The sequence below is a fragment of the Ignavibacteriales bacterium genome, from assembly GCA_026390795.1.
GTDB lineage: Bacteria > Bacteroidota > Ignavibacteria > Ignavibacteriales > Melioribacteraceae > Fen-1258.
Window position 1 is genome coordinate 183,843 of the sequence record JAPLFG010000004.1, and the last position, 20,235, is coordinate 204,077.

Sequence of the window (20,235 nt, forward strand, 5' to 3'; positions counted from 1 at the left end):
TATTAGTGAAAATCCAGACCAAAATTTTTCTTTAAAGAATATTATTCTTCTAAAGTTGAAATATTGCCCGGATCTTGCCCTAATGCTTTTGCCTTCAGCAGCCGACGCATAATTTTTCCGCTTCGCGTTTTAGGAAGCGAATCAACAAACTCAATGTGTTCAGGTTTTGCAATCGGTCCAACTTCATGACTAACATGCTGGCGTAATTCTTCAATCAATTGAGGACTTCTCGCTACACCAGTTTTCAAAATAACATAAGTATAAATTGCATTTCCCTTTACTTCATGGGGCAATCCGATTGCGGCGGCTTCCGCTACCGAATGATGACTTACAAGAGCACTCTCAATCTCGGCTGTTCCTAATCTATAGCCGGATACCTTTATTACATCATCAACTCTTCCAATTATCCAAAAATATCCGTCTTCATCTCTGCGAGCGGAGTCTCCTGTCATATATACACCGGGATATTTACTCCAGTATTGTTTATATCTATCAGAATCGTTCCATACATTTCTAACCATTGCCGGCCATGGTGTTTTAATAATTAGAAAACCTTCTTCATTTGGTTTTACCGATTTTCCTTCTTCATCCACAATATCCATTTCGATTCCAGGGAATGGTCTAGTGCCTGAACCGGGTTTGAGCGGAACTGACGGCATGGGAGTTATCATAAACATACCGGTTTCCGTTTGCCACCATGTATCCATGATTGGGCATTTACTTTTTCCGACAACACGGTTATACCATTTCCAAGCTTCGGGATTAATTGGTTCTCCAACCGAACCAAGAATCCGTAATGATGATAAATTATGCCGGTTAACCCACGACTCACCGAACCGCATCAAACCGCGAATTGCCGTGGGTGCCGTGTATAGAATATTGATTCCGTATTTTTCAATCATAGCCCACCAGCGGTTTGGATACGGATAATTTGGTGCGCCTTCATAAAGAAAAGATGTTGTTCCATTTAGAAGCGGTCCGTAAACAATGTAACTGTGCCCGGTAATCCAGCCAGGGTCCGCGGCGCACCAATAGCGGTCTTCTTCATGAATATCAAATACATATTTAAGAGTTGTATAAGTACCGACCATATATCCGCCGTGAGTATGAAGAATTGCTTTCGGTTTTCCCGTTGTACCTGATGTATAGAGAATGAAGAGTGGATCTTCTGCATCAACAATTTCAAGTGCACAATTTTGAGTCGCAATTGGAAGGTTCATCAATTCGTGATACCACATATCACGCCCCTGTTCCATATTAATTTCTTGCCCGGTTCGTTTAATAACTAAAACATGTTCAACTGTTCCGCACCTTTGAAGTGCCTCATCAGCAATCTTTTTTAGCTCTACAATTTTCCCGCGTTGGTAAGCTCCGTCCGCAACAATAAGAACTTTGGAATTGCTGTCTTCAATTCTTTCCGCAAGGGACTCAACTGAGAATCCACCGTAAACGACAGAATGCACCGCACCGATCCTTGCGCAAGCAAGCATTGCAATTACAATTTCGGGAGTACGTCCCATATAAATTGTTACGCGGTCACCTTTTTGAACACCCAAACTTTTTAAAATATTTGAAAATTTGCATGTCTCACGGTGTAAAGCGAAGTATGAATAAGTTTTACTTTCTCCATTCTCTCCTTCCCATATTAATGCAAGTTTATTACGCCGGAAAGTTTTTACGTGCGCATCAAGACAGTTGTAAACAATATTTGTTTTTGCGCCGGTAAACCATTTATAAAATGGTTTATCAGAATCGTCAATAACTTTGTCCCACTTATGAAACCAATGCAGCTCTTCAGCCATTTTTTCCCAGAAGCCTGGATAATCATTTTTAGCTTGTTTATCGAGAGCATCCCAGTCTTTTATATGTGCTTTATTTATAGTTTCTTCTGAAGGATAAAATACTTCGCCGGAAAGTTTCTTCGCTGACATTTGTCCTCCTCATTTTTATTTGGAATCTTTTGGCAGTTTATGTTGTTTAACTTGCAATGAAATTAAGTTTAGGAATTGATAAAATCAATAATTCATTTTAATCCATTTTGAGTTAAGCGGACATTAGTTAAATTCCATACAGAAATAACATAAAGAAAGAATGATTTTAACCCGGACAAAATATTTTAAGTTGCTGTCATGGTTTATACTGATTCTCAATATCAGTTTTTTACTGGTAGCTTCATTCCATTCTCATAAAATCGAGTATTCTTCTAAGTCTCAAGTTACAAGCATCAACCCCAATAGTAATCTTGTTGAGCCGGTTCTTTGTCTCTTTAATCAAATCAACAAACCGACATATTTTTATTTTAATTCCGATTTCTCTTCTTTTAATTCTTATACAGTAAAAGTAATTGCTACAATTCCTGCTATCCAACCTTTTCATTCTCAAATTTTATATTCTCTCTCAAACCTCAGAGCGCCTCCTACAACTATATAGATTTAGTTAGAAGTATATTGAGCGCAAACTGATCAGCGTATCATTTTGATTTATATAATTATATAGTTACTAGAGGAAGAGAAGATGAAAAATAAATTTTTTGCCTTTTTTATAATATTATTCAGTGCCGGAATAATATTTCCGCAATCGAGCATAAACCCGGATGTAAGTTTAATAGGCACATTTAATACAAATACAAATTTCATAAAAGGTTCACCGGGATACGGGAAGTTAAACTTCGAGAATCCCGAAATGGAATTATTTATTGACGGTTATTTGAATCCTTTTGCCTTGGCAACCGGAAACATTTCCTATGAGAACAATCAATTCGGAGTTGAAGAACTTTATGGGAATATTGTCCGCGGACTTCCGCTCGACATGCAGATTAAAGCCGGAAAATTTTTAGTCGGTTTCGGCAAATTGAATACAGTTCATCAGCATGCCTGGCCTTTTTTGGAGCGCCCTCTTTTTCATCAAGTTTTTTTCGGAGAAGGCGGCTTTAATGATGTCGGCGTGAATTTTAGTTTTCTAATTCCAACGGGAGATGTCTTCACAAATTTAGATCTCGGTATATTCAAAGGTGAATCGATGACGGCGTTACTTGATTCAAACGCAATTGACCGGGGAATTAATCCAATATTTGTAGGCAGACTTGGAACATTCTGGTCGCTGGATGATTACACAAATCTGGAAGTCGGAGTAAGCGGTTCTTATGGAGCTTATTCAAAAGGAAATTTGATTTTATTCAGCATTTTGAAAAATGAAGCTGATGAAAGAACTTTCAATTATTTCTACGGAGGACTCGATTTCAAATTTAAATATACTCCCGATGCTTATACGGTCTTAACTATTCAAGGTGAAGCAATTTTAAATAACCGCAATGTTCCGCGTATTTCACAAATAGGTATTGACCGTACAGTGGCATTTTCAAAAAATATTACAAACTCCGGAGCTTTTATATATGCCGACTATAAATTTCAGAAGCAATTTAGTTTTGGCGCTAAGTATGATTACACTGCCGGTATTTTAGGTTCCGATCCAACATTTTATTCATTAAGCAATGACGATAAGAATTCAACGAGAGGAATTGAAGCATGGTTTTCTTATTACCCGGTAGAAGAAACTTCCGTAGTCCGTCTCGGCGTTCAGCATTTAACATTTCATTATGGCGACGGTACGAATAGAGACGGAGAAACAACGATAAAATTACAATTCATGTTTTCACTTGGACCGCATAAAGCGCATCCATTCTAATTTCAAGAGGAACTCAGATGAAAAAAATATTAATCGTACTGCTGATTGCAGTTACAAGCTTCAGTTATGCAAATATAAAAGTTGTTGTGTCAACAACAGTAATTTACGATTTGGTAAAAGAGATCGGTAAAGATAAAGTTACGGTTGATTTCATTGCGCGTGGAGATCAAGATCCGCATTTTGTAGAGGTTCTCCCAAGTTATATGATAAAATTGCGCAATGCCGACATATTTTTTAGGATTGGAATGGCATTGGAAATGTGGTCCAACCAATTAATAGACGGCTCAAGAAACAGCAAATTAAAAGTTATTGATCTTTCGGAAGATATAGATAAAAAAGAAGTTCCAAGTTATAAAACCGATGCAAGTTACGGCGACGTTCATCCTTACGGAAATCCGCATTATTGGCTCGATCCGCTAAACGCAAAAGTTATGGCAAAAGAAATCTACGAAGCACTCTCAGCGGAATCGAGTTCGGATGAAAGCTATTTTAAGAAAAATTTAGACGACTTTGATTCACGGCTTGATAAAAAAATCGATGAATGGACTAAAAAAATGGCGCAGGTAAAAGGAAAATCTTTTCTCTTTTTTCATGCAAGTTGGATCTATTTCTCCGACAGATTCGGAATCAAGAGCGCTGGATTTGTTGAACCGAAACCCGGTATTTCACCATCCCCTTCTCATAATGCCGAGCTGGTTCAGATAATTAGGAATAAAGGAATCAAAACAATCGTGATGGAAAATTATTACAGCGATTCGGCTCCTAATCAACTTGCGCAATTGACCGGAGTAAAGGTTGTTAAAGTTCCTACGGCTGTATTCGGATTGAAAAATGTTAATTCATATATAGAAATGATGGATTATATCGTTAACCAAATTGTTCAAAACAGTTGACCGAACATGAATAAAGAAATCATAAAATTTACAGATGCATCCGTCGGCTACGGTAAAACAATTATTCTTACCGGGATAAATCTTTCAATAATGGAAAATGATTTTATCGGTATTGTAGGACCGAACGGTGCCGGTAAAACAACTTTTCTAAAATCGCTTCTTGGAAATATCAAGCTGCTTGGCGGAAAAATTTCAAGAGAGAACCTGCGCTTCGGATATGTTCCCCAGCGCGATACGGTTCAGCCTCTTCTTCCTTACTCGGTATTTGATGTTGTGATGATGGGGAGATATTCGCTTTCCGGTCCATTTTCAGGAATCAGTGCTGAAGATAGAAGAATTGTCGAAGAGTCTCTTAGTTACATCGGAATGTATGATTTGAAAGATAAAAATTATAATTCTCTTTCCGGAGGACAAAGGCAGCGCACTTTGATAGCGCGGGCACTTGCCGTTGAACCTTCAGTTTTAATACTAGATGAACCGACAAACGGAATGGACACTCCTTCTCATTATTCTCTTCTCGATTTGATATCACGCTTACACGATGAAAAGAACTTAACAATATTTCTTGTCAGCCATCTTCTAACAGACGTAGCCAATATTGTTAAAAAAATTATTCTTCTCGACCAAAATTATTTTCAGTTCGGTCCTATCGAAGAGATCCTTTCCGAGGAAAATTTAAAAAAAATATATTCTTCCGATTTTCATGTATCGCAAGCTGACGGAGAATATATCATTACACCAAAACATATGAAGAAATTATAATGGAAACAGTACATCAATTAATCGAACTATTCCCCTATGCAATTGCCGGCAGTATCTTAGCGGGAATTATCTGCGGCTTTCTTGGAATCTTTATTGTATCTCAAAGAGTTGTTTTTCTCGGCGCTGTGCTAACCCAGGTTGCAATTGCGGGAGTTGCATTTTCTTTTCTGCACGTTATACACATCGAAACATTCATCGCTTCTTTATTAGGTACGACAATAAAAGAAGATTCTCTACTCCATAACTTCGAGCCGGCTTTTTACTCTTTATTGTTTGCCCTTTCAACCGTAATTGTTTTTTCTCAAACTCACCGGCAGAAAATTCTTACGCAGGATGGAATACTCGGGATTATATTTGTTGTAGCTATTGCAGTCCGGATCATGTTCATTCAAAAAAGTCCTATTGCTGATGTATCCGAGGTTGAATCAATTTTAAAAGGTGATATTCTTTTTATTAGTCAAACAGAATTTTTCACACTTGCAGCCATTCTGGTTTTCACAGTTTCTATCTTTGCATTATTTCAAAAGCAATTAAAATTCGTAACCTTTGATGCTGAATCTGCGAGTGCTCATGGAATTAATTCAAAAATGTGGCTCCTTATTTTTTATTTAGTAGTCGGAACCGGAATTTCTCTTACAACACGTTTTGTTGGTGATGTTTTTGCATTTGCGTATTTAATAATACCGGCTTCAATCGGAATATTGATTTCCAAAAAAGTTAAAAATGTTTTTATAATCTCTGTTTTAGTTGGTGCGATAGTACCGCCTATTTCAATCTTTATTGCATTCAAATTCGATTTTTCAAGCGGACCAACAGCAGTAGTGACGGCGTTTCTACTCTTTTTAATAGTCTTTGGTTACAAGAAGCTGAAAGGATAATCGATTAAAAATTTAGATGAAAAGAATTTTTCTCTATATAATTCATTGTTAAGTATTATATTTGCATCGAAAATTATTGGTAATGATATTTCAGCACGGAGAGATGGGTGAGTGGCTGAAACCAACGGTTTGCTAAACCGTCGTAGTGGGAAACTGCTACCGAGAGTTCGAATCTCTCTCTCTCCGCCTTCTTCAGAAAAGCCTCCATAAGAGGCTTTTCTGTTTCTCACAACTTTAGTTTTTCCCACTTACTAAATTCAGCGATGATATCAGGATCGAATTAATTAAATTTTTGTCATCACTTTTGTCATCACCTATGATGAAGTCTCACAATCTAATGAAAGTTAGATATTTAGATAATATTTTTTTTGAGATACTTCATGAGATTTATCTGCATTTAATGTTTTTGTGTTTCTACGCCTTAAGAGAATTATTTTTATTGAGATCAACTTCTTAGTAAGTAAGAATAATCTTATGTTAATTTAAATTCCCAAACGGTCCTTCCAATATTGAGTAAGAAAAACGTTCGCCGATTCCAGCTTACTTTTGAATAATAGAAATTCATTCATCTTAGGATAAGGAAGAAACTTCAGCACCTTAAAATGGTCGAGCTTTGTGTCCTGGGCTTTGAATACATCACCCGGTTTCTCTAGAATTTTATAGTGATGAATCGTTTCACCGATTATAATTTATTTTATGAATTCTTTGAAACCCATAGCGGATGAATCAGTTCACCCGCCATAATTATTTTTCATTTAATATCAAAGCTCAAGTTTATTATTTTATTCAATGATAATTTTTGGCGGCGAGCCGCCGATTGCATTGACACTGTCTTTAATACAAAAAACAGAATATATATAAGTACCGGCTGCAGCACTATCTTTCACTTTTTGTTTCAATTTTTTACCATCTTTTACAAATTTAATTTTTCCCGGTTGAATACTATCATCACTTGTTACTGCATCTAACAAATTTGCTGGTAGCTGGAAATTGGCGTCGGTGCCTACTAGAGTCCAAACAATTGTATCTTTCTTTTTTACACGTGCTTCTTTAGAAGTAGAGTCTGTAACATTTATAACTTTCCAGATACCCCCGACTTTCATTACCTTTATCTCTACTACTTTTGGAGAAGGGGATCCTGGTAAAAGATTTAATCCCATTACTAACATAATTAGTATCAATCCTGACGCTAGGATTGTTAATTTGTTCTTCATTACTTCCTCCATATTTTGTGATTTGAACATGTTTTATTTATTGAATAAATATGACTTTAAGAAAAAATAAATTTTATTAATATTTACTAACAGAATAATTCTCTGATATTTTTTTATAACGTGCATCGGCAACTAAATCTTTCAATTCCGGTTGATGCTCAATTTCGGACTTTGAATACCCGTTCTCTATAGCCTTGCCAATCCACAATAACGCTTTCTCTCTATTGCCAAGATGTTCATAAATCGTAGCCGCACGATAAAATACCTGTATATCATCGGGAGCGATCTTCAGTGATCTGGTTAATAAGTTGAGCGCTTTTTTTCCATTTCCTATATCAGCATTGTAAGCCGCGAGATTAGATATAATTTCACTGTCATTTGGATTTATTTTTAACTGTCCTTCAGCCATTTCTATTGCATGTTTGTAAGTTTCAACTGCTTTCTCTTTTTTGTCTGGAATAGCATTATAAGCAGCTGCGAGATTTCCCCACGTTAAATAATTACTGCTGTTTAGCTCCAGTGCGCGATTATAAGTACTTGCCGCATCCTCAAATCTTCCCTCTATATAATAGAGTGTCCCCAGATTTGAATAGATACTATACGACTCCCGGATTTTAAGTGAATGCTCGAACATAACGCGTGCTTCCCCCCATCTTTCAAGCAGATAATAAATTCCTCCGACATTATTATATCCCTTGTAATTATCTGGGGTTAGTCTTATAACCTCTTTGAACTGACTGATTGCATCCTCGTAGCGGCTGTGCTTATAATAAAAAACACCAAGGTCATTATAGCCTGCCCAATAATCAGGTTTTAATTTGATTGCCCGTTTAAAAGTTGATTCCGCCTCAGAAATATCACCAGAGGATTCATATGCTTTTGCTAAACCGCGTAATGCCGCAGCATCCGACGGTTCAATCGCTAAAGCGCGTTTGAAAGTTTCGATTGCAAGAGTATGATTGCCTGTGCCTGAGTAAATCATTCCCAGAGTAACATTAATGGGCGCAAGAAGGCTATCAAGTTTAAAAGCTTTTTTAGCTTTTGTCATTGCGAATTCTGCGAATTCAGGTTTTTTTGTTATTTCATATTTACGCCAGTAGGCTTCACCTAAACCTGCATATGCCATTGTATAATTCTTATCACTGCCTGCAGCCAATTCGAAAAAATTTATAGCTTGATCAATATTTTCAAGATTCTCGTAGCGCTGCAGATTTCCTCTTCCCTGAACATAGTATTCATATGCTTTGGGTACAGTAGTTTTGCCTGCATCCATAATATCCTTTAGCTGCGGCTCCATTTCAATGTGAAGCATCTGGAGCAATTGAATCACGGCTTTATCCTGAGTTGAAGAAATTTCTTCAGATTTTATATCGATGATTGAGGAATTAAGTTGTCTCAGATTTTTAGCATCAACCAGATTTAAAGTAAGTCTCAATAAATTATTCATAAACTGAAGACTGCCCGTTACAACCAGATTTACTCCGAACATTTTATGAGCTTCACTGATGCTTTTTATTTTATTCTGTACAACTTCGCTCGAAGGAACAACCCATAATGAACTCTGAAATCTTTCTATTTGTGTAAGATTACTTGAAAGAGTTTCTACAAGACCGTCGGAGAAAGCCTGCCTGGTCGCGTCTCCACCAACTATATTCAGCGGAAGTATGAGTAAATGATTTTCTGCCGATGTTCCGGATGTGCTGAAGATTGAGAAAAAAATATTTTTACCCCCGGCAAGAGGAATAATTGCCGCAAATATTAAAATCGAAAGCGCGGTTATGTAAACTGTCCGTTTTCTTATCTTAATACTTTTAATAAGTGCTTTCACATTTTCGAAAAACGAAAGTTTTATTCCGCCTAACAGAATTTTCTGAATCATCTTCAGATCACTTGACAATTGCGCGGTTGATTGATAACGGGTCTTCTGATTTTTTTCCAGACACTTGCTAATAATATCAATTAACTGCAAAGGACAATTCTGTTGTTTAAGAATTGTCAGATCTGGTTCATCATTTAGAATAGAGTAGATAATCACCTGATCGTAATCTCCTCTGAATGGAAGCTTTCCTGTAATTAATTCATACAGAACAACACCGAATGAAAATATATCTGAGCGGTAATCTACATCAATTCCCGAAGCCTGTTCTGGAGACATGTATGCAATTGTTCCTATTGTGGTCCCCATCTGTGTAAGCTGATTCCCCTCTCTAATTTTAGCAAGGCCGAAATCCATTATTTTAGCCTTGCCATCTTTTGTGATCATTATATTCTGTGATTTTATATCTCTGTGCACAATTCCTTTATTATGAGCGGCTTCCAAACCATCTGCTATCTGCACGGCATAATTGATAATATCGTTTAATCCTTGCGATGAAAGCCGGGTTATCCGCTCACCGGAACTAATTCCGGAACTGATAAATGACTTTAATTCCTCTCCCTCTATATATTCCATCACAATGAAAATCTGGTCATGAGTTTCTTCAATAGAATATATTGTAGAAATATTCTGATGATTTAATGATGCTGCTGCCTGCGCTTCAACCGTAAACCGTTTTCGCTGTTCTTTATTTACAGCAACTAAACCGGGTAGAAACTTAATAGCGACTTCTCTTTTAAGTTTGGTATCTTCGGCTTTATAAACAACTCCCATCCCACCCTGTCCGAGTTGTTCAATTATTTTGTAATGCAAAATATTTTTGCCTACCAGACTATTCTCCAGCATGATTCATTCCCTCATTCCCATGGTTGGCTTTAACTTTCCATTCCTGCTGGAAGGATTTTCAGATATTTTCCGGAAATAAAATGTTGAGTCTTTCATATAACTCTTTTAAATAAATTAATAAAAATTTTACATCCATTTAAATTCCCAATCGATCCTTCCAATATTGAGTAAGGAAAATATTAGACGGGTCTAGTTTACTTCTGAATGAGAGAAATTCATTCATTTTGGGATATTGTTTTTTAAGATAATCCGGATTTATGGGCATATATTTTCCCCAGTGAAACCTGCAACTAAAATCTTTTTCATTCATCAATAAATCCCAAAATTGTGGATAAAAAACTTTTGCCGGATCGCCCTGGTTATATTTAAACCAGAAAAGATCAACACGAATAACATCACGGTTATATGAGGGGCTGAGCCAGAAATCACTTTTCTTAGCAGCATAAATTTCAGTAGAAAAAGAACCAGATGCAGCGTAGCCAGTTTTTGCATAGTAATCTCTCAACTTCTGCATTACTAATGCAGTTTTATCTATTGGTATCCATATCTCAGTAAACTCAACAGGAATAAGTTTGTCATTCACACGGTTATCCATCGGCAGTCCCCGATACCAAATATCCCAAAACTGTTGAGCACCGGGAGGAGTTTTTTCCGGATCCAATGGAACGAATAATTGAAGAAGTTTAGGAAGAATATGTTTAGGATAAAGCCATCCTGCCAATTTCATAATCCATTTAACATAAAAAGGAATGGATGAATCTTCCAAATTTTTCCAGTTGCCTACTACCGAATAATATAAACCTCCAGCAGATTCTTCAGGAATTTCTGTTCCCCACATCAACGAGAATTCTAAATACGGTTGAGGTTTAAAATCATTTGACGAAGGAATTTGATTTGCTTTCCAGACTACTATTCTCTCAAAACCGTTTTGCGGCCACCACATCAATCTCGTGTATTCGGTTTTAACAAGAAATTCTTGCAAACCAGGTTTTCCATTTGTTCCGTTACCGAATAGATCAACTTCGCAATCAACTACAGATGTTGTGGATTCACTTCCCTTAATATTGAATTTATTTACTAAAGCAAATGTTGCCTCGGTTATAATTCCGAAGAGACCGAATGAAACACCGGCTGCAAAGAAAAGATCATCGCCGCTTTCTCTTGTAAGAATATGAGTTTCACCGTTTCCGTCAATAAGTTTTAAAGCCATTATCTGATCGCTAAAAGCATGAATCACCGAACCGCCTGCTGAACCGGTTGAAATAAATCCTCCAACAGTCTGATGAATTATTCCTCCCATGTCGGGCACAGCCAAACCTTCCTGGTCAAGCTGGTAGAAAAGACTATTAATTAAATTCGATGTACCGGACGGATCGTAAGGATCTCTTCCAAGATGGCATCCCGCCTGCGCAGTTACACGCATATTTTTCTTATCAATATTTACAGCTAGCAATTTATCAAGCATTATATTAATTCCGTTTTCGCTTTTTGTATAAATTGAGTCCTTGACGGAATGAGCTGCTCCTCTAACCCGTATCTTCTTCCCTTCATTTTTTGCGTATAGGATTAGATCTTTTATTTCAGTTTCATCGGCAGGATGGTAATAACCATCGATGCCGGTTTGAAAAAGATTTCCCATTTTTCTCTCCTAAAGAATTTATAATTAAAAAATAAATAGACAATGACTGTTAGATTTCATTTATGTTAAGATATTTGATTAAATTTTTCAAGATCCCATTTTAGATTTAACTGCTCAAATATTTTTTGAGCCTCATAAAGGTAATAATCTGCACCTCTGTTTTTAAATTTAGAATTTGATTGTGAAAGGTATTTCCCCATTTCGAAATATGATCTTCCCAATTCCGGAAGAGCTCCCAGATGTAAAGCATATTCAATACTTCTCTGAAAATATGCCAATCCTTTCTGAGGATTTTTTTTGAATAAATAATATGTCCCGATAAACCTTTCCACTTCGGGTTTAATTTCAGCAACTTTATTCGAAACTTTTACCGCTGCTTTAATACATTTTTTAATTTCCCGTTCAAGATCATGAAGATCATTTTTTCCAACCGTATTCTCAGCACTTTTTTTTTCATAAATCATCACATTACAGAATAATTTATAAGCGACATAATATGATAACAGCATTGGTGTGAGTGCATCGGCTTCATGCAGTGTCTTCTCACCTAATTCCAGGGCTTCATTCGCGGCAGTATATTCATTTAATAAAATGTATGCCTTTGCCATCTTACCCGATAAACCGATAAGCCATGTATTGACGCCCAATTTTACGGCTAGCTCACATGCGTCGCTGTATATTGTAATCGCCTCTCTTAATTCTCTTCGGTGGAGCGCCAAATCACCGCTCATAGAAAGAATAAATAATTTTCCAAAATCAAAATCGAATGTTTCATTAATATCATTTCCCTTTTGAATGAGATACTCTGAATATGAATAATCGCCTCTGCATATAGTTATATATAAAGCCCAGCAAATTTGATATTGGACTTTGATTATTTCACCGGCTCTAAGATTATACTCTAGCAATTTTTCATTTATTCTTGAAAAGCTCTTCCAGTTTCCGCTCAGACAGTAATAAACTATTTCATCATAACCCGTGTCGTATATTTCTTCTGCTTTACTATTACGTGCAGATTCTTTGGCTTTCTCAATAAACTTTTTACTTAGGTGGAATGAAATTCCGCTGTATCCGAAAAGCGAGCTTGCTGATGCATAAGTTTCCCAACCTACTTCGCCATTCAATTGATACTTTATTTTTAGCCGCGTGAGATATACCAATTCAAAAAACATTTTTCTACCGTCATAGTTGGCATATGCCGTAACATTTTTATATAGAATATCGAACAATTCATTTTCTTTTTCGTTCGGCATTTTCTTCATGCCGGTAGGAAGATATAAATGCTTAACCAACATCGATAAATCAAATACGGCTTTTAATGTATCTGTAATATTATTTTTTTGAACTTTTACACCCCTTGCCTGTAAAGCCTTATTGAAATGTTCAACTGCGTCGTGAAAGTACCCTCTATAATAGAATGCAAAACCAATATTTTTTTCGAGCATAAAGATTTTTTCTTTATCTGCAGCCGCGCCGTATTTTTGCAGATATAATTTCAATGCTTCCTGGAAATAGTTTAACGCTTCATAAGACGCAGCCGTTCGCATTGTTCTCTCGCCCGCTTTTATTAAATATTCTTCAGCTTTCTCTTTATCATCGGCAAGGTTATAATGATAAGCGAGAGTTTCATAAAAGTCATTAAGTCTTTCCGAGAAGAGTTCTTCCACAGCATTGGCAACTTTAAGATGTAATTCCTGTTTATTCCTGGGAAGTAAAGTTTCATAAACAGCTTCCTGCACCAAAGCATGTTTAAATAAATATTCACGTTCTTTTGAACTTCTATTCTCATTTATCAATTCTAATTTTTCGAGTGACTTAATTTGCAGATTAATCTCACCGGGTTTGCCCGCTACTTTAGACAGAATATCAAAAAGAAAATATCTTCCAATCACAGAAGCTATTTTAAGAAGGTTTTTGGCCGGTTCGTCCAGCTTATCAATTCTGGAAAGAAGAAGATCTTTTATTGTTCCCGGTATAAAAATATTTTCCAAATGCTTTGAGATAACGAACTGATCATTTTTTATCTCAATTATATTGTCATCAATTAATGATCTGATTACCTCCTCAATAAAAAAAGGATTCCCTTCTGTAATTTTTGAAACAGAATTTTTTAATTGAACCGGGAGTTCAGTTCTGAGTAGATTCTGAAGAAGTAATTCACGCTCTCCTCCGCTTAACGGTTCTAATTTAATTTCGGAATACATTGAAGAATACTTAGCCTTGATACCAGAAATGATTCCGTCGCTTATCTCCTGAGAATTTGATCTCATTGTACTGATAAATAATATCCGGTTATTTTCAGTCACTCTTAAAAGTGATTGTATCAGTTCAATTGATGACTGATCTGCCCAATGTAAATCCTCAATTACAAAAATCACCGGTTCTATCTGCGAACCTTTTAATATGAGAAGCCTCATACTTCTCTGGATCAATTTATTCAGTGAGTCGCCGGAAACTTCTTTTACTCTTTTTTCATAATCTCCGCTTAAACGGAATCCGATTATTGTGGCAATAAATGGAAAGATTTCATCAGCTTCTTCATTGAACAATCTTTGAATTGAATTTTCCAGTTTGGAAAAAGCTAATTTTTCATCGTCAATTTCATTGATATGTGCCCACTTTTTAAGAATCTCAATTATGGGGTAGAAGCTGACATTCTTAGCAGTTGAAACAGCTTTCCCTTCAAGCAGAATCGTCTGCTGTAGAAGATCGTCTTTCATAAATTCGGAGAGCAATCTTGATTTACCTATTCCGGCTTCCGCAACTATTGTTACAATCTGTCCTTCTCCGTTAACAGCACTCTTTAGAATAGCTTTGAGTTTATTAAGTTCAACGGTTCTGCCAACCATCTCCGAATGAATTAGTCTCTTGATGCCGAAAGCTTGATCAGTTTCCGTCTTAAGAGATTCAAATTCGTAAATTTTTACCGGGTCTCTTTTCCCTTTTAATGTTAGAGTTTTTGCAAATTTAAATTCGAAATTATCTTTTGTGTAACGGTAAGTTATCGGTCCAACAAGTATTTGCCCGCCGCTGCTTAATTCAAGAAGTTTAGAAGTTATTTCAACCGTATCGCCGATTACAGTGTATTCCATTTTGGAGCCTGATGAAATACTTCCGGCAATAACAATTCCAGTATTTATTCCGATAGCGAGACTTAGTGATAGATTATTTTTCTTTCCCAAATCGGAAAATGATTTTGAAATCTCTATTGCAGCATTCAAAGCTTTCTGTGCAGAATTTTCTATCGTAACAGGCAAACCGAAGTACAATATTAAATCACTCATATGAGTTTTATTGATTGTGCCGCCGTATTTTATTGCAACCACGTTGACGATCTCATAACATTTTTCAAGAAGCAGAACAAAATCTTCGTGACCCAATTTATCAAGCATCTCCGAATATTCTTTGATCTTAATAAATACTATTGTTGCCTGCTTTTGCTCCGTCTCTTTTTTTATTTCTTTCTTTTGTTCATCAAGATAACTCCTCCTAATGCTCTCGGAATCAATTTCTTTCTTAACTTTTTTAAGGTCAGCAAGAAGCAGCTGAGAATCTCTGTACCTTTTCTCAATTTCTTTCTCTAAACATGTCATTATAATTTTTTCAAGGTCGGGTGTAATATCGCTTCGTAATGCAGAAGGCGGATCGGGTTCTTCACCAACAATCGAATAAATAATTGCTTCATCATATTCATGGATGAAAGGAAGTCTGCCTGTCACCATTTCATAAAGGACTACACCGAACGACCAAATATCTGAAGGAAATCCGGCCGGTAAACTCAACGCTTGCTCGGGAGACATGTATGCGACAGTACCGCTGAATTCTTTTGTGTGCTGATCAGAATCCATATTTCTAAATCGAGCCAAACCAAAATCCATAACCTTCACCTGGTTCTGGGAATTGATCATAATATTGTCCGACTTAATATCCAAGTGAGCAATCCCTTTCAAATGGGCTTCCGTTAAAGCTTCGGTAATTTGAATAGCATAATTCAATGCGTCATTAATTTTTTGAGGTCCTTCTTCATTTTTCTTTCGGAGTGTAGTGCCGGAAACATATTCCATTACAATAAAGAGTTCCGGACTGTCATTCTTTCCATTTCTGAATTCTTCGATTGAATGAATAGTGCACACATTAGAATGGTTAAGCGCTGATGCGGATTTAGCTTCCCTTGTTAATCTTTCTTTGCTGACTTCTTCTAAAGCAAGTTGGTGAGGCAAGAATTTTATAGCTACTTTTCTTTCAAGTTTGATGTCATCGGCTAGATAGACTTCACCCATTCCTCCCTGCCCTATTTGTCCTACAATTTTATAATGCAAAATTGTCTGACCGATCAGATTATTCAATTAATCAATTCCATGCAGATTTTTATTTCTCCGTTTAATAGAATTTGAATTCCATTAATTATTTGTACAATGATAGATCGATATATGAAATTTCTGTTTACCGGTTCATAAAGACGGAAATTGAGTTACCGATTAATTTTACAAACGCAAACCTTTACTTTTCATATTTAATGACCACGATTGTTTTATCATCCATCGGTTCGGTGTGATTCGAATATTCATTCACTCTTTTTAGTATGTTCTCAATAATTTCCTCTGCCGATTTATCATGCAGTTCCAAAAGAGATTTAATTAATCTTTCTTCTTCATATTCTTCTTCGGATTCGTTCATCGCTTCCGTTATACCATCCGAAAACAAAAATAAAAGATCGCCGTCATTTAATTGAACGGAGGTTTCCTGGAAAGGAAACTCCGGCATAATTCCGACCACAATTCCGCCGATATTAAGTCTCTCAATTTTTTTATCTCTAGAAATAAGGATTGGATTATTATGACCGGCGTTGCAATAACTAATTTGATTCTTCTTGTAATCTAAAATTCCGTAAAATAATGTTGCGTATTTTTTAGCATCGGTGTTAAGATAGAGTAGTTTGTTGGCGAAAGAGATACAATCCTTGCAAGAATAATTAAGAAGGGTTTGTCCCCGTAATGTAGCTTGTAAATTTGCCATAAGTAACGCTGCCGGAATTCCTTTTCCAGATATATCTCCCAAACAGAAAGCTAATTTTTCATCTTCAAGAGAAATAAAATCATAGTAATCGCCGCCGACTTCTTTAGCCGGGATGCTCTTTCCAGCAATTTGGTAACCGGAAATTTCCGGCGAGCGGTGCGGAAGAAGATTAACTTGTATTTCATTTGCCAGTCTCATCTCTTCTCTCAGTTTAACTAACGCATGTTCTTCCTCATGCAATCTCGCATTTTCAATAACCTGTGCCGACTGAGCGGCAATTATTGATAATAATTTTTGATCTTCGATTGTAAATTCTTTTTCGTTCTTCTTATTAAAGACTGTCAGCAATCCGAGCATCTCCCCTTTTAGAACAAGAGGAACACTTAAAAGTGAATTGATATTTATTGTATCCTGACCGATTAATTTAAATCGTACATCTTCTTTTAGATTATTTATCAGAAGAGGCGATTTGTTTTTCAGCATCCATCCGGTAAGTAATGTATTGAATCTGAATGGAAGTGTACCGACAACGGAATCCTGCTTTCTAATCATTGTTTGAAATGGATTATTTAAATCCTTTTCATTTAGAAGCATTACAACGGCTTGTTCAACTTTCAGATGTTTAACGCATTTATTAACAACCAGGTCAACTATTGAATTAAGAGTTTGAGCTGAGCTTACCGCGATTGCAATTTCATTAAGGATTGCCAGTTCTTCAACAGCATTTTTTAATCGCTGATTTTCTAATTCTAGAAAAGATTGATCATTCATTATTTTTATTGCGATACTTTAATTAGAATAAAAGATTAAAATTATTTGCATGATAGAAAGATCTTTTGCATCTCCATCTCTTTTTAAAAATAGAATGGATGAAAAAATATTTGCATAAGACACGTAGTCCTTTAATGAAGATATAGAAAACATTTAATTTGTCAAAGAAGATTAATGAAATAGAGGAATGAAATGGGACTATAAAGACCTTATTATTCTTAAGATCTTTATTTGCTAATTAAAGGCGAAGCATGGCACGCTGATTTTTTGAGATGACTCTCAAGTCGTCTCTACATTTATTCTTTTAGGAGAACTGCACATTAAAAGAATTGCGCTAAAAATCCGAGCGGAGTGAAGGCTAGGAAGAAAAATCTGTTTGATCCCGCATTCAATATTATATAATCAATAGCGGGTGAGTTATTTTTCTTCCCGGAACGAAGTGAGGATTTATCAATTCTTTTTAAGCCTGGCCCGTGCCTTTTACGAGGAGAGAAGAAAAAAGATTTGGTTTTTGAGATGCACCACGGTGCGTCTTTACATTTATTCTAATAAGAATTCCGCACATTAAAAGAATTGCACCCACCCGCCGTTCTTTTGGCGGGGAGAAAAGAAGAAAGATTCGGTTTTTGAGACGCACCACAGTGCGTCTCTACATTTATTTATTAAGCGGAAATTATTCGAATAAGAATTTGAGACATCCCGCGGGATGTCTCTACATTTAATCTATTAAGAATTCCGCGCATTAAAAGAATTGCGTGAAAAATCCGAACGTAGTGATGGATAAGAAGAAAAATCTGTTTGATCCCGCATTCAATATAATTTTATCAAAAGCGAGTGAGTTATTTTTCTTCCCAGAACGAAGTGAGGATTTAGCAATTCTTTTTAAAGTGCAAGTTCTTTTCGTTCTTTTCTTCAAAGAAAAGAACATGTTAATAATATTTGCAGTCTTGATATGGAGGCTGCCCCGAAATGTTTTTATGCGGGGGTTCCTTTCTTTCAAGCCTGCCCCGCGCTTTTCTTTCTGATTGGTAAAGACGTCGTATACCGGCCTGCCGACAGGCAGGTGGCGTCTCTACAAATAATATTTTTGAGACGGCTCTCGAGTCGTCTATACAATTATACTATTAAGTCTGTCGGAGATTCTTTGAGATTCTTTCTCTTCGATATTGTTATACATTAACTTTTCAAGAATAATTCAGGACTATATTGGAAATACTTCTATCGCGGCGGGATTTTTTCAAAAAGACGGAACGGCTCATCCTTTCTGTTTGGAAATTATTTGCATTTTATTGGTTGCTTTTCTTTTAAAATCTTCATCTGTTCCGTTTTTCAAAACCCAGTTAAAATTTTCTTCAGCTTTGAAATGATCACCCAATGAAATATAGCAATCACCGATTACATAGTAACACATGGTTTCTTCTTCCGGAATCAAATTACGGTTTATAAATTCTTTCAGAATATTAACTGTATTCTTAAAATCACTACTCTTTCTATAATTCATTGCCAACTGTAAATAAATATTCCCCAAGGTTTTTTTATTGACTTCGTTTAAATTATCATTTTTCGAAAGATCGATACCGTGGATCAGTAGTTTGTTTGCTTCGTCATCCATTTCATAACGCCTGAATTCATTAGCAAATTGATATAAATAAAAATATTTGGCGCTTGGAATTAAATTGACTAATTCATCAATATCCTTTCTGGCTAATGAGGTTTCGCCTTGCCGAATATAGAGTTTACTTAACATTTCAAGAGCTTCATAACGTGCTAGTCTTCCCTTTTGAATAACTAAAGAAAGATATTTAACAGCATTCTCCTCACTCCCGCTTCTTTTTAGGATCCATAAGACCGGCTTTAGGTACCACGGAACATCACTTGCGTAATAATTGAAAATGGCTTGGCCGAAATAGGCATCTGCCCAATCCGGGCACAATGAAATAAGTCTGTCATGGTAGTCCAACCCTTTTTTCCCTTCGGAGGCGGCTTTAAATTTATCACCATTTAAAGCATAGGATAATCCAATATAGCCATAAGATGCACCGGTATAAAATAATGCTACGGTATCATTAGGGTCTTTGTTAAGTATTACATCTCCTAAATGTGTAATCTCTTTGAATTCGAAAAAATCCAGGTCAGGTCTTCTATGGGACTTCTGTTCACCGAAATTTTTTATTTCCCCTTCAATTTGCAGATAGAGGCTTTTACGAAAGGTCACCATTGCGTGCATATATTTCCAGATTATACTTGACTGATCCATCGATAAATGGTTTTCGATCAAATTATATGCTTCATCAAAATTTAGCTCGTAGGTTAATTTTACCACCTTATCTAAATCCTGGTCAGTAAGGGCATTTCTATTATTCTGTGCCGGGCAGATATTTATTGAAATCAGAATGAAAAGTAGAATTACTTTTCTCATTATCAGGTCCTTTCTAACGTAGATCGTAAAAATTTTCATCAATTATCTGATATAACTTTCATGAAAAATGATTCATCTAAAGATTGAATTCTGCCTCTTTAACTTTAGTTTTCGACTTGATGAAAACTATTTATCAGATACAGTTTAAAACTTCATCCGATAGAATGTTGAGAACAACACCAACAAAGTTATAGAAGAAGCAGAACTCCTTAATTTGTCCTCGTACCTAACTAAAAC

Annotated in this window: 11 protein-coding genes and 1 tRNA gene; 5 read left to right on the forward strand and 7 right to left on the reverse strand. The window is 36.1% G+C overall.

From position 1 onward, the window contains the following. Positions 1–41: 41 nt before the first annotated feature. A complete protein-coding gene (gene acs / locus NTX65_15525; GenBank protein ID MCX6170750.1) occupies positions 42–1,931 on the reverse strand; it encodes an acetate--CoA ligase in 1,890 nt (629 codons plus the stop codon). Positions 1,932–2,514: 583 nt separating this feature from the next. Between acs and NTX65_15530 the strand changes: the two genes are divergently transcribed. The 5 genes from NTX65_15530 (at position 2,515) to NTX65_15550 (ending at position 6,403) form a co-directional block, all read left to right on the forward strand. Then, positions 2,515–3,684 (forward strand): hypothetical protein, encoded by a 1,170-nt coding sequence (locus NTX65_15530; protein MCX6170751.1) that lies wholly within the window; start codon positions 2,515–2,517, stop codon positions 3,682–3,684. Positions 3,685–3,701: 17 nt separating this feature from the next. Next, positions 3,702–4,577: a metal ABC transporter substrate-binding protein gene (locus NTX65_15535; GenBank protein ID MCX6170752.1), complete on the forward strand. Its 876-nt coding sequence runs from the start codon at positions 3,702–3,704 to the stop codon at positions 4,575–4,577. A 6-nt stretch (positions 4,578–4,583) separates the two neighbouring features. Beyond that, on the forward strand, positions 4,584–5,339 hold the full coding sequence (locus NTX65_15540) for a metal ABC transporter ATP-binding protein (protein ID MCX6170753.1): 756 nt from the start codon (positions 4,584–4,586) through the stop codon (positions 5,337–5,339). Next, positions 5,339–6,217 carry a metal ABC transporter permease gene (locus tag NTX65_15545; protein MCX6170754.1) on the forward strand — a complete coding sequence of 293 codons (879 nt, stop codon included), beginning with the start codon at positions 5,339–5,341 and terminating at the stop codon, positions 6,215–6,217. Before NTX65_15540 ends, NTX65_15545 begins: the two co-directional genes overlap by 1 nt. 97 nt (positions 6,218–6,314) lie before the next feature. Next, positions 6,315–6,403: transfer RNA gene (locus tag NTX65_15550), tRNA-Ser, on the forward strand. Positions 6,404–6,999: 596 nt separating this feature from the next. Here the strand turns inward: NTX65_15550 and NTX65_15555 are convergent. From NTX65_15555 to NTX65_15580, 6 genes are all read right to left on the reverse strand, one after another. After that, positions 7,000–7,431, reverse strand: a complete 432-nt coding sequence (locus tag NTX65_15555) for a hypothetical protein (protein ID MCX6170755.1) — start codon at positions 7,429–7,431, stop codon at positions 7,000–7,002. A 76-nt stretch (positions 7,432–7,507) separates the two neighbouring features. Further along, complete coding sequence (locus tag NTX65_15560; GenBank protein MCX6170756.1) at positions 7,508–10,153, reverse strand: protein kinase; 2,646 nt, start codon at positions 10,151–10,153, stop codon at positions 7,508–7,510. A 136-nt stretch (positions 10,154–10,289) separates the two neighbouring features. After that, positions 10,290–11,792: an FAD-binding protein gene (locus tag NTX65_15565; protein ID MCX6170757.1), complete on the reverse strand. Its 1,503-nt coding sequence runs from the start codon at positions 11,790–11,792 to the stop codon at positions 10,290–10,292. 65 nt (positions 11,793–11,857) lie between these two features. Further along, entirely contained in the window at positions 11,858–16,138 is a 4,281-nt protein-coding gene (locus NTX65_15570) for a protein kinase (protein ID MCX6170758.1), read from the reverse strand. Positions 16,139–16,292: 154 nt separating this feature from the next. Further along, positions 16,293–17,579: a SpoIIE family protein phosphatase gene (locus tag NTX65_15575; GenBank protein ID MCX6170759.1), complete on the reverse strand. Its 1,287-nt coding sequence runs from the start codon at positions 17,577–17,579 to the stop codon at positions 16,293–16,295. Positions 17,580–18,834: 1,255 nt separating this feature from the next. Further along, a complete protein-coding gene (locus NTX65_15580) occupies positions 18,835–19,998 on the reverse strand; it encodes a hypothetical protein (protein ID MCX6170760.1) in 1,164 nt (387 codons plus the stop codon). Positions 19,999–20,235 lie beyond the last annotated feature (237 nt).

Coding starts and splice junctions, on each gene's coding strand:
- NTX65_15535 (MCX6170752.1), top strand. CDS start 3,702: ATGAAAAAAATATTAATCGTACTGCTGATTGCAGTTACAAGCTTCAGT.
- NTX65_15530 (MCX6170751.1), top strand. CDS start 2,515: ATGAAAAATAAATTTTTTGCCTTTTTTATAATATTATTCAGTGCCGGA.
- acs (MCX6170750.1), bottom strand. CDS start 1,931: ATGTCAGCGAAGAAACTTTCCGGCGAAGTATTTTATCCTTCAGAAGAA.
- NTX65_15540 (MCX6170753.1), top strand. CDS start 4,584: ATGAATAAAGAAATCATAAAATTTACAGATGCATCCGTCGGCTACGGT.
- NTX65_15575 (MCX6170759.1), bottom strand. CDS start 17,579: ATGAATGATCAATCTTTTCTAGAATTAGAAAATCAGCGATTAAAAAAT.
- NTX65_15565 (MCX6170757.1), bottom strand. CDS start 11,792: ATGGGAAATCTTTTTCAAACCGGCATCGATGGTTATTACCATCCTGCC.
- NTX65_15580 (MCX6170760.1), bottom strand. CDS start 19,998: ATGAGAAAAGTAATTCTACTTTTCATTCTGATTTCAATAAATATCTGC.
- NTX65_15555 (MCX6170755.1), bottom strand. CDS start 7,431: ATGAAGAACAAATTAACAATCCTAGCGTCAGGATTGATACTAATTATG.
- NTX65_15545 (MCX6170754.1), top strand. CDS start 5,339: ATGGAAACAGTACATCAATTAATCGAACTATTCCCCTATGCAATTGCC.
- NTX65_15560 (MCX6170756.1), bottom strand. CDS start 10,153: ATGCTGGAGAATAGTCTGGTAGGCAAAAATATTTTGCATTACAAAATA.